This is a genomic window from Teredinibacter haidensis (assembly GCF_014211975.1).
GTDB classification, from domain to species: Bacteria; Pseudomonadota; Gammaproteobacteria; order Pseudomonadales; family Cellvibrionaceae; genus Teredinibacter; species Teredinibacter haidensis.
Map to the genome: position 1 here is coordinate 1,198,268 of NZ_CP060084.1, position 11,652 is coordinate 1,209,919.

Below are 11,652 nucleotides of genomic sequence, written 5' to 3' on the forward strand. Positions count from 1 at the left end.
AAAGTATCATCAGTTTTGGCTTTCGATTACCCTAAGTTTATCCTGGTGGTGTAGAAATGGCATGCTAATCCTTGATCATGGTGGGGGGAAAGGGGTATATTCAAAAGCTTGTTACCTGATGTGTGCCAGAAAAACTGGACAATGCAAAAGGCAGTGCTTATGCACTGCCTTTTCGCGTTTCGCTCATAATAATGATGGTTTGTCTTAGCGAAGGATATGCACAAGTTGTTGGATACCAGTTATCACGTTGAAACCCCCGAGGCAATAGATCTCACTGCTCAGCTCGCTGGGCCTGTTCCCCGTATATTGGCGTATACCCTCGATTTCACCCTACGTGCTGTGATTCTGGGTTTGGTGCTCATTGTGCTGGCCTTTCTGGGCGAGGCCGGCTGGGGCATATACTTTATATTAATGTTTATCTTCGAGTGGTTTTACCCAGTACTCTTTGAAGTGCTGCGCCAAGGGCAAACGCCCGGCAAAAAGGCGATGGAGATTGCCGTGGTCAACGATGACCTTACGCCAGTTACCTGGAGCACGTCTTTAATTCGTAACCTCCTACGTGCGGCAGATATGTTGCCTGCATGCTACGTATTGGGGTTGTTTGCTATGTGCAGTACCCGGCATTTTCAGCGTATGGGCGATTTGGCTGCGGGTTCTGTGGTGGTTCATCGTCGTGTGACCAAGAAGCAGGGCAATGAGCTTCCTGAGGTGACGGCGTACCCTCCACCCGTTGCGCTAACATTGGAAGACCAAGTTGCACTGACGGGCTACGCGCAACGCCATGGGCAACTTTCAACAGGGCGAAAGCAGGAGTTAGCCGAAATTCTTCAGGATGTTACGCAGAAGAAAGGCCCCGATGCGGTTATGTATCTACAGGGCGTGGGTAATTGGCTGCTGGGGAATCGAAAATGAAACAACAGAGTTTTGAATCACTCCACCAGAAGAGTTGGTTGCAGCTGGATAAAATCCTGGATAGTCGTTCGCGCTCATCAGACAAACGCTTTCCCGAACTGTTCAGAGAGTTGTGTCATCAGCTTGCTATAGCCAAGCATCGTCGTTACAGCCCGCAATTGGTCGATCAACTGAATGAACGGGTTATTAAAGCTCACCACCTGTTTTATCAGCATAATCACCGGTTTCATTTTCAGTGGCTAGATTTCTTGGTGGCCGGTTTTCCGCAGGCCATTCGCCGGAATCGTCGTTTTGTCTATGTATCTCTCGCGCTCTTTCTACTGCCTTTTATCGGTATGGCGCTGGCCTGCTATGTGAATGAAGAGTTTATCTACAGCTTTATGTCCCAAGAGCAGGTTCGCATGATGGAGTCCATGTATGATCCTGCCAATCGAAAAATTGGGCGTGATCGGGATACGACAACCGATATCATGATGTTTGGTCACTATATTCAAAATAATATTGGGGTTAGCTTTCGTTCTTTTGCTGGCGGCATTTTATTCGGTTTGGGCTCGATTTTTTTTATGGTGTTTAACGGTATAAGCATCGGAGGTGTGACTGGGCACCTGACTCAGCTTGATTACGGCAGCACGTTCTATCCGTTTGTTGCTGGTCATGGTTCGTTCGAACTCACGGCGATCGTATTCAGCGGTGCAGCGGGTTTGAAGCTGGGTTATGCAATGATAAATCGAGGCAGGCAAACATTGTTGCAATCATTGCGCACAGCGGGCAAAGATTCGATTGTAATTGTATACGGAACAACGCTTATGCTGCTAATTGCGGCATTTATTGAAGCATTCTGGTCATCCACAACATCATTACCTTCCATGCTTAAATATATTGTGGGTATCGCGCTCTGGATTGCTGTTATTGGTTATTTTATTTTTTCGGGCAGGCGCTATGGATCTTGATCGTATTAGTGTCGAAGCGCGGGAGCGCTCTCCTTGGGAGGCATTAGATCTGGGCTGTGTTATGGCGCGGGCATGGTGGTGGCCGCTGTTTCTAAGCTGGATGATTCCAAGCGCTGTTGTTTTTGTTGTAATAAGCCTGCTGTTCGTGCAGGAAAACTGGCTTTCCTACTTCGTTGTATGGTGGTTAAAACCGCTGTGGGACAGGGGCGCGCTCTATATTGCTAGCCGACGTTTGTTTGGTGAGCCTACGGGCGTGCGCGATGTGTTACGCAATCTCTGGCGGTTGTACAAAACTGACTTGTTTTTATCGCTGACGTTACGCCGTTTTAGTTTTACCCGCTCGTTCGATATGCCACTTACCGTTCTGGAGCACGTAAAGGGAAAACAACGATCATCAAGACAGGCCATTCTGCATCGGAGGCACGCGGGCGCCGCTTCTTGGTTAACGGTAGTCGGAGTGTTTACTGAAAGCTTCCTTACTCTGGGGCTTTTTGTTTTTCTTGTGATGATGGTTCCGGAGCAGGTGGAGATTGATTATCTAGGTTTATTTGTTGAGCAGGAAGACGTCATCGTGTGGCTTGTTAATATCCTGTATTTCTGCTCAATGTGTTTAGTGGGGCCATTTTTCGCGGTTTCTGGTTTTGCTTTGTATATCAGCCGACGTATAGATTTGGAAGCTTGGGATATCGAAATTCGTTTTCGGCATTTGGCATCGGCCTATGCCCAAAAAATGGATATTCGGCCGGGTAAACTATTATCCACTTTAATATGTACCTGTGTTTTATCCTTTGCCTTTATTGTTGCGCCGGTACAATCCACTTTTGCTGACGAGCTTAAGAGTGCAGCTGAAATGGTTGCGGTCGTGAATGAAGTCGATACGACAACAGGCTCTGAAGCCGAATGGGCGAAAGAACAAATTTTTAACGTTTTGGAAGATAAAGATTTTCATCGTATTGAGCAGGTAAGTGGTTGGCGCGTAAAAGACTGGCAATTGAGTGATCCCGACGAAATTCCAGAGTGGTTGATTTGGCTAGCGGAATTTATGTTCGATAATGCCGACGTTTTCGCAGGCATTGGTCGATTTTTGAAAGCACCTATGGCGTATATTGAGTATGTTTTGTGGGGGCTGGCGATTTTTATCGTCATTTATATAATGTATCGCTTTCGCAAAAATATTTCTGATTTTGTCTCTACGACGGATAAAAAGTCTCTTGTCCAAGCGCCTCCAGAGGTTATGTTTGGGCTGGATGTAACGAAAGAAAGTCTACCTGATGATATTCCTGCAACAGTATTTACATTGTGGCAGTCGGGAGATCACCGAGCCGCCGTTAGTTTACTGTATCGCGCCATGCTAACCGGGTTAATTCACGAATACGAGTTCACTTTTGCCGACAGCAACACGGAAGGTGAGTGTGTCGCGATAGTAAAAACCCGTGGTAACAAACTCTTGAGCCACTATTTTACTGCCTTAACGGGGTGCTGGCAGCAATTGGCCTATGGGCACATTGTGCCCGAAAGCGAACAAATTACTAAGCTGTGTGATAACTGGCGGGAGGTGTTCCCCCATGAATAACCGCGTTAGTATTCTGCTTTCCGGCTTGTTAGCTGTGTTGATTGGTTACTTAATCTACACTTTTTTTGAGTATTACGATGAAGAAAGGGATTTAGGTTGGGGAAGAAATGCCCAGAAAAATCCCTTTTTGGCTATTGGAAAATTCAGTGAAACCTATGGAGTGACGGTAGAGAGTGTCGATAGCATTTTAAAAATTGCCTCTCTTGATTCCTACGATACCTTGTTTATTACCCAAAGTGGCCAGGTTTTGTCCGAAAATCGAATGCAGGAGCTTCTTGGTTGGGTGAATGCCGGAGGGCATTTGATTGTCGCGGCGCAGCGGCCATCTGGAGAGGAAAGAGATCGGTTATTCGAATACTTTGATATCAAACTCCATACAACCGATTTTAAGCGTAGCGTTTTTGATAATGATATTTTCGATGAAGCTGAAGATGATGAGCTTACTGAAGAAGAGAAGAAAAACCGCGAAGTAGAGAATAAGAAAAAGTTTATCGATCAGCTTCGGGAGTTCAATGAAAATTTGAAAAAGCAGGGCTTGCTGGGAGAAAGCGAAGAGGAAAAATCGCCCCAGGAAAACACCTTGGAATACGAAAAGACAGTGGACGCAGAGCTGCTTACAAAGCTTACTTTCGAAGATGTGCCAGGCGAACTCCGAATTGAATTTAATCCAGAAATAGCCATAAGCCATCCGGCCTTCGATGAGGAGGACTGGGATGAAGAAAAATATCAGCCTACCTACTGGCGTGGAGAGAATAATGGAACGCATTTTTTACAGCTCAACTCGGGAGATGGTCTGGTAACGGTGATATCAGACTCCGAAATTTTTCGTTCGGAAAATATCGCCAACTTTGAGCACGCCTATCTTTGGTACATTCTGACGGGGGGGGCTACAGCCGCCATTGTCTATGGCTCAAATATGCCCTCACTGTGGTATATGTTGGTGGTGTTTATGCCTGAATTGCTATTGGCATTGGGTGTATTTATTTGCGCCTGGATTTGGTTCAATATTCGCCGTTTTGGCCCGATCCGTGAGGAAAATATTCAGGTGCGTAGATCTTCTGCTGAACATATTCAGGCCAGTGCTGGTTATATGTGGCGGGGGGGCTGGCAGGGGTCGCTTTTGGCGCCGGTGCGTGAGGAAATTCAACAGCAGGCCGAAAAGTTGATAGCGGGGTACGATTCCGCCGAGCAGAATGAACGGGTCAATTTACTATCTCTCGCCTGTAAGCTGGATAGTAGCGCCGTTAGTGCGGCAATGGAATCTAACGAAGATCTAAATGAAGAAAGTTTTTATCAAACAGTTCGAATACTTCAGAAAATCAGAGAAAGCTTATGACTGAAAATAACGAAATTGAAACGCCAGCTGACAGCGCTCCACCGGAGAGCGAAGAGCTGGTGCAGACGCAGTCGATTATCGCTAAGCTGCGAGAGAGAATTAACTCTGAGCTGATAGGTCAGGAGGACGTCGTTGATCAGATATTAATTGCGTTGCTCTCAAATGGTCATGTGCTGGTTGAAGGCGTTCCCGGTTTGGGTAAGACGCTGTTGGTGCGTTTAATGGCGAATTGTTTTGACGGCGAGTTTAAGCGTATACAGTTTACTCCCGATCTAATGCCAGCGGACATTACCGGCCATGTGTTGTTCGATATGAACGAAAGTAAATTTCGTTTGCGCAAAGGCCCGGTATTTACCAATATTTTATTGGCCGATGAGATTAACCGTGCTCCAGCCAAAACCCAGGCAGCCCTGCTGGAAGTAATGCAGGAGCGCCAGGTTACGTTAGAAGGAACAGCAAAAGAATTACCAAGACCTTTTATGGTGATGGCTACACAAAATCCGATTGAGCAGGAGGGAACCTACCCGCTACCTGAAGCACAGCTCGATCGTTTTCTGATGAAAGTATTAATCGATTATCCAACCCACGAAGATGAGATACGGTTAACTAAACTGGTCACTACGGGTTTTGTCGATGATCAAGACGCATTTAAAGATGATTCTCCCATATTGAGCCCGGAACAGGTGTTTAGACTGCAAAAAACCGTGGCCGATATTGTGGTGGATGATCAGGTTACTGATTACGCGGTTCGCCTGGTAAGGGCGACAAGAGATACCACAGCACTAACGCGAGGGGCGGGTACCAGGGCCTGTATCGGCCTGATACGCTGTGCTCGTGCTCATGCTCTTTTGCGGGGTTCAGATTTTGTATTGCCGGATGACGTTAAGCAAATGACGTTGCCGGTTTTACGTCACCGGGTTGCACTTTCTGCAGAAATGGAGATTGATGGTTTTAACGTTGACCAGGTTCTAGCCAAAATTTTCAACGGTGTGGATGCGCCGCGCTTATGAGGCCAGGCCCAAATCTGCTAAAAATTCTGGTCGGCTGGATGCTGTTTGCACTGGTAGTGTTTGCTGCGCGTTTATTTTCCGTTTCGAGCCCTGTGGAAACCGATTTACTGGTTGATAACGTGAAATTTGGTTCGTTGGAGTTACTTTGGTGGTTGAGTTCCGGCCTGTTGTTACTGGGACTTGTGTTTGATTTTCTCCGTCATAGACGTTTTTGGAAACTTTCTGTGGTTCGCGAACTACCTCATAGTTTGGCTCTAGGGGTAAAAGCTTCTGTTGCGTTGGATATTCGAAATGGCTATCCGTTTTCGGTAACCCTGGACGTAACGGAGCTCTATCCCGATTGTATTGAGGCCGAAGAGCTACCTTTCACGCTCACGCTAGCGCCAGTTAGCAGCAAAAAAGTTATCTATCCTGTACTACCCATAAAACGTGGAGAGGCGCGCTTTGGTCTAACTGGTTTACGGGTGAGTACGCGCTGGGGCTTGTGGCAAAAGCTGCAATGGGTGGGTGGCGAAGAAGCGGTCAAAATTTATCCCAACTTTGCTCCGATTGCGAACTCTGCCGGTATAGGCCTGGAGCATCAGATTGCTCAAATGGGAGTTCATCTGCAGCAGCGTCGCGGCGAGGGTAGTGATTTTCATCAGTTGCGTGAGTTTCGTGAAGGCGATTCGTTGCGGCAAATCGATTGGAAGGCAACGTCGCGCCAGCGTAAACCTATCTCCAGAGAGTATCAGGATGAGCGTGATCAGGATGTTGTTTTTATGCTGGATTGCGGGCGCAGGTTGCGGGCGAAAGACGACCATATCAGCCACTTCGATCATGCTTTAAATGCTTTGTTGCTCACCAGCTATGTAGCTTTAAGGCAGGGCGATGCCGTAGGCATGATGAGCTTTGCCGGCGATGAGCGCTGGCTCGCTCCGCTAAAAGGCCCTGCACGTATTAATACGATTCTCAATCAGCTCTACGATTTACACAGTAGTCTGGAAACCAGTGATTACCTGCAAGCGGCGGAAAAATTTTTACAGCGAAATAGTAAGCGGGCATTGGTCATTCTTATTTCCAATATCAGGGACGAGGAGTCAGAAGACCTTGTTGTCGCTACCGAGCTATTATCCAAAAAACATATCGTTATGGTGGCAAGCCTGCGCGAAGTGTATTTGGATAAAAAACTGAATGAGCCGGTGAGTAATTTTTCTTCTGCCCTAAGTTACTGTGGCATGACAGAAACCGTTCGGCGCAGGCGCAGAGCCCTGGCGAAGCTGCAGGGCAGGGGTGTCATTATGACCGACTCTCTCCCACAAAATTTACATATCGAACTGGTGAACGAGTATTTTAAACTCAAGCGTAGCGGACGGTTGTAAGTACTCGTTTGCCGGCGGGTAATTCAATTCTTGAACATTCCCCTCAGTATAATATCCATCCCTTCATTTTCCGTGTTCGATACATAGTAAATTCTATGTGCCAATATCGCCTCAGGTGGTACCTAAATAAACATCTGTGCTGATTTTATGCGGTAACCTCTATGTTATATGGGTTTACATGGAGGTTAGTGCTATGAACGGTTTAACTGATACCGAAATATTTAATGATCGTGCGCCTGGCTTTTATTTTTGTGATGGAGCATGGTTTGCTATATTTCACGCGCCAACTCTGGCTTCGAATGTACAGCTGGTCGGTGATTTTACGCACTGGGAAGCTTCACCACTACAGTTGCAGAAAACAGAAAGTGGAAAGTTTTGGGGGGCTAGGGTTAAGCCTCAGGAATTCTCTCAGCTGCCGAAGGCGGGTGATAAATACAAGTTTCGGCTTAAGTATAGGGGCGAAAATTCCTGGCATTTAACGCAGGACCCTGCCGCGCGAAATATTGAAGATACGACGCTTACTTGCAGTTCGATTGTTACCGAAAATAATTATTGGTGGCACGATCAAAGTTGGCAAAGGCCCGGCTGGGAATATTACGCCATCTACCAAGTTCATCCCGCTCGCTTCAGTCATCGTTCAACGTCAAATCCCATTCCTAGACTCACGAATGAAGTTAGCACTTATATTCGAGAGCTCGGTTTTACTGCATTGGAGTTGTTACCTGTTAACGCTTTCTCTCAGGATGATAGTTGGGGATATAACGGCGTATTCCTTTATGCCATAGAGACCTCTTACGGTACGCCAAATGATTTGAAAGCACTTGTGGATAGCTGCCACCAGAATGGCATGGCTGTTATTTTAGATGTGGTGTTGAATCACAGTGGGAATAGAGACAATATTTTGTGGAATATCGATCACGAAGAATATTTTTCCGGCGATACTGATTGGGGGCCGATGTTTAATTATGGTAGCGACGTTACTCGCCACTTTCTGATCAATAATCTTTGTTTTCTGACAGAAGAATACCATATTGATGGGTTCCGCTTCGATATGTCCCACATTATGCACATGGGGGATCGGTGGGTGAACCATGTGCGTCAACCGGGTCGTGAAAGTGGCTGGAATTTTTTATTGGAACTGCGGCATAAATTAAAATCGATCGATCCAAAACTACTGTTGATTGCTGAGGAACTTCCCGATAACTGGTATGTGACGCAGGAAGTTATTGGCTCCTCATGGAGCGGTGAGCACCACGCACCATTTGATAGCCAATGGTGCGATGCTTACCATGATAATGCCAAGGCCGTTATTCGGGGTGACCACCTGGATAAATTAAAAGCAGCACTGACCTATTATGGTGACAGCTGGCACGATAGTATTAACTACACGGAGTCTCACGATGAAGTCGGGAATGAAGATGCACGCATCGCTCATGTGGCGCGTAATGGCAGGGGCTGGAATATTTCACAGGTGTCTGCTTGCCTGACTTTGCTGTCTCGCGGTATTCCAATGATATTTATGGGACAGGAAGCAGGGGAGTGGATGCAGTTCGGTCAGAACGGTGTAGCCAGCGATGGCAGCCGTTGGTGGGAGCATTATTTGGATTTGGATAGATACGAACATGACCCCCAGCAAAGTAAAATTCTGGCCTGGTACAAAACCATCGCTAAAATTCGAAAGCGGGATATGTGGACCTGGTCGGCTGATAGTATCGAGATTAATCATCTTCACAACGACAACGGTGTGGTTGCATTTACACGCAGTAATGGGAAATATTTGGTGGTGTTAAACTTTAATGATCAGGTATTTTACGATTACGACCTTCATGTGGAGGGGTATTATAAGGAGCTGGCGAATACCAGCTGGCCCGTATTTAATTTATTCGGTGATAAAGAAGCAACACGCGGTGGAGATAAGCATCACTATATCCACAATGTACATGTTCCAGCCCACGGTGCGATTGTACTGGAGCGCTATTAAAAAAGGCCGGTGATTCCTCACCGGCCTTTTATTGACTAACTATCTTTGCGTTTCCGTTTGGCGTCGGACGTGTGACGTGGCTTTCTGTCCTTTCTAGGCTTGCGTGGACGATTTGGAGCATCGTTGTTGGCTGTGTTACTGCTTGCTGCAACACGTTCAATATTGATTGGGCGTTGCTTTACGCGGGTTTTTTTGAGTTCTGATAACAGATCGTTAGGCATACCTGCTGGTAGGTCTACGGTACTGAAAGCGTCGTAAATTTTAATATGACCTATATAGCGGCCATCAATATCGGCTTCATTGGCTATGGCGCCAACAATCTCTCGCGGCGTCACCTCATCGTTGTGGCCCACAGCAATGCGGAAGCGTTCCATAACAATTTCTGGGTAATCGCGTAGCGACTGAGCGTTACCAAGGTTTGGAATACCTTTGTCGTCACTATCCTTGCCTCTTTCCCAAAGCTCTTTAGTCGGTTTTTCTGGCTTCTTCGGTTTGTCTTTTGGTGGCAGCAAGGGGCGATCTTTTTGCAGTAAATACGCGAGCGCTGCAGCAATATCTTCCGGGCTGGCTTCCTGCTCATGGCAGAGTTCACCGACAATTCGCTGGAAGAAGCTTTTATCCTCGTTGTTTAATGCCTCAGCCACTGAGCTTTTGAATATGGCAGCACGGCGATCAATAAGATCGTCCCGTGAGGGCAGGTGCATCTGGGTAATTTTCTGACGCGTGGTATTTTCTATCGAACGCAGCATTCGCCGCTCGCGTGGCGCAACAAAAAGAATGGCCTTACCTTTACGGCCCGCGCGACCGGTACGGCCAATACGGTGAACATAGGCCTCGTCGTCGTAGGGAATATCGTAGTTTAGAACGTGGCTGATTCTGTCAACATCCAGGCCCCGGGCGGCGACATCAGTAGCAATAACCATATCTAGCTGACCATTCTTCAGCTGTTCAACCGTGCGTTGGCGCAGGGCTTGGTTCATATCACCGTTGAGTGGTGCTGCCGAAAATCCTCGGGCGTTCAGCTTTTCAGAAAGGTCTGCTGTGGCGGTTTTGGTTCGCACGAAAATAAGCATGCCATCGAACTCTTCCACTTCAAGAATTCGGGTAAGCGCCTCGAGCTTGTTTGTACCAGACACCAACCAGTAGTGTTGTTCAATATTTTCGTTAGTGGCAACCGCAGATTCAATACGAATTTCCGTTGGCTTTTTTAGGTACTTGTCAGCTACGCGGCGAATGGGCGGTGGCATAGTTGCTGAAAAAAGAGCAATTTGCCTGTCGCCAGGTGTTTTGTCCAAAATCGCTTCAACATCTTCGTTAAAGCCCATGCGCAACATCTCGTCGGCCTCATCCAGAACCAGAGTTTTAAGTTGGCTTAGATCCAGGCTGCGACGATCGAGGTGGTCGAGCAGTCGACCCGGTGTACCAACAATAACGTGTACGCCACGCTGCAGCCCCCGCAGCTGGGCACGCATGTCGTGGCCACCATAGATTGGCATCACGTGAAAACCTTTCATTTCAGACGCATAGGCCTGAAATGCTTCAGCAACCTGTAAGGCCAGTTCCCGCGTTGGGCACAGTACCAAAGCTTGGGGCTTGGTCTGCTTAAGATCGATATTGGCTAGAATAGGTAAGGCAAACGCGGCTGTCTTACCTGTGCCGGTTTGTGCCATGCCGAGTAGATCGCCGCCTTTTATAAGCGCTGGAATAGTCGCTGCCTGAATGGGTGAAGGTGTTTCATAACCCACATGGCTGAGTGCCTTGAGTATGTAGCCTGGGAGGTTAAGATCGGCAAAGTTGTCGACGGAATCGTTTGTGTCTTCGGGCATGGATATCCTTGTAGGTGGGCAGTTAATGGAGTTTAGCTGACCCTGAGCGAAATTGCGGGATGGGGAACTAGAAAAAGGCGCAGATAATAGCAAAGGTGCTGCAATGGTAACAGTGTGGAAGTGATTTTATTGTAGGGAAATGTATTTAAAGGCAGTTTGCTAGGGTTTAGGTGCTGCTTTTGGGGGGCAATAGTGACTTGGATTCGTTTAACGTTAGGATGCGAGCGGTCTGATTCTGTCTACACTTATGGAGTTTCCTTTCAATCATGATGGAGCTCGGAAGTACTATTTTGACACAGCAGCGGCTAGCAAAACCTCATTATATCGTTCAGTGGAAGGCTCGTGTTATGACGCCGGACCGGCAATTGTGCGAGACTTATATTAAGGCTGTGGCTAAAGGAGGTTTTGTTATTAATTTTCCCTATGCGCTGTCTTTGGGTTCCGATGCCAATATTGAATTGTACGTGGAGTACCGCGGGAAGATGGAGCGTATTCGCGCTAAAACGCGTGTGGTCTATTGTCGCTTGTTGTCGAACAATCAGGGTGCTGTAATTGAGCTGCGTATTACGTTTACCTCCAAAGAGGAGATGCACATCTTTAATAACGTGCTGCAGATTTTCACTAATGCGAACGAGTCTTAGCCTGATAGAGCTACGTCTTGCCCAAGAAGTAGGCACAGCCTTTTTTATTTTTACGAATGAAG

General features: G+C 47.1%; 9 protein-coding genes. 8 read left to right on the forward strand and 1 reads right to left on the reverse strand.

All coding sequences use genetic code 11. The features are described 5' to 3' along the window. Positions 1 to 216: 216 nt before the first annotated feature. The 7 genes from H5715_RS04890 to H5715_RS04920 all read left to right on the forward strand — a co-directional run bounded on the left by H5715_RS04890 (position 217) and on the right by H5715_RS04920 (position 9,123). Positions 217 to 912: an RDD family protein gene (locus tag H5715_RS04890; protein WP_075187940.1), complete on the forward strand. Its 696-nt coding sequence runs from the start codon at positions 217 to 219 to the stop codon at positions 910 to 912. Next, positions 909 to 1,862, forward strand: a complete 954-nt coding sequence (locus H5715_RS04895) for a stage II sporulation protein M (protein ID WP_075187939.1) — start codon at positions 909 to 911, stop codon at positions 1,860 to 1,862. Before H5715_RS04890 ends, H5715_RS04895 begins: the two co-directional genes overlap by 4 nt. Then, positions 1,852 to 3,435 carry a hypothetical protein gene (locus H5715_RS04900; RefSeq protein WP_075187938.1) on the forward strand — a complete coding sequence of 528 codons (1,584 nt, stop codon included), beginning with the start codon at positions 1,852 to 1,854 and terminating at the stop codon, positions 3,433 to 3,435. Before H5715_RS04895 ends, H5715_RS04900 begins: the two co-directional genes overlap by 11 nt. Next, positions 3,428 to 4,771 (forward strand): DUF4350 domain-containing protein, encoded by a 1,344-nt coding sequence (locus H5715_RS04905; protein ID WP_075187937.1) that lies wholly within the window; start codon positions 3,428 to 3,430, stop codon positions 4,769 to 4,771. Before H5715_RS04900 ends, H5715_RS04905 begins: the two co-directional genes overlap by 8 nt. Next, the gene (locus H5715_RS04910; protein WP_075187936.1) at positions 4,768 to 5,781 is read left to right on the forward strand and encodes an AAA family ATPase; all 1,014 of its coding nucleotides are present in this window, start codon (positions 4,768 to 4,770) and stop codon (positions 5,779 to 5,781) included. The genes H5715_RS04905 and H5715_RS04910 overlap by 4 nt, the downstream gene beginning before the upstream one ends. Continuing rightward, positions 5,778 to 7,142, forward strand: a complete 1,365-nt coding sequence (locus tag H5715_RS04915) for a DUF58 domain-containing protein (RefSeq protein WP_246434690.1) — start codon at positions 5,778 to 5,780, stop codon at positions 7,140 to 7,142. The genes H5715_RS04910 and H5715_RS04915 overlap by 4 nt, the downstream gene beginning before the upstream one ends. 193 nt (positions 7,143 to 7,335) lie before the next feature. Further along, the gene (locus H5715_RS04920) at positions 7,336 to 9,123 is read left to right on the forward strand and encodes an alpha-amylase family glycosyl hydrolase (protein WP_075187935.1); all 1,788 of its coding nucleotides are present in this window, start codon (positions 7,336 to 7,338) and stop codon (positions 9,121 to 9,123) included. A 35-nt stretch (positions 9,124 to 9,158) separates the two neighbouring features. Here the strand turns inward: H5715_RS04920 and H5715_RS04925 are convergent, their stop codons facing one another. Further along, on the reverse strand, positions 9,159 to 10,949 hold the full coding sequence (locus H5715_RS04925) for a DEAD/DEAH box helicase (RefSeq protein ID WP_075187934.1): 1,791 nt from the start codon (positions 10,947 to 10,949) through the stop codon (positions 9,159 to 9,161). Between the two features lie 266 nt (positions 10,950 to 11,215). Between H5715_RS04925 and H5715_RS04930 the strand changes: the two genes are divergently transcribed. Then, positions 11,216 to 11,590 (forward strand): hypothetical protein, encoded by a 375-nt coding sequence (locus H5715_RS04930; RefSeq protein ID WP_246434691.1) that lies wholly within the window; start codon positions 11,216 to 11,218, stop codon positions 11,588 to 11,590. Positions 11,591 to 11,652 lie beyond the last annotated feature (62 nt).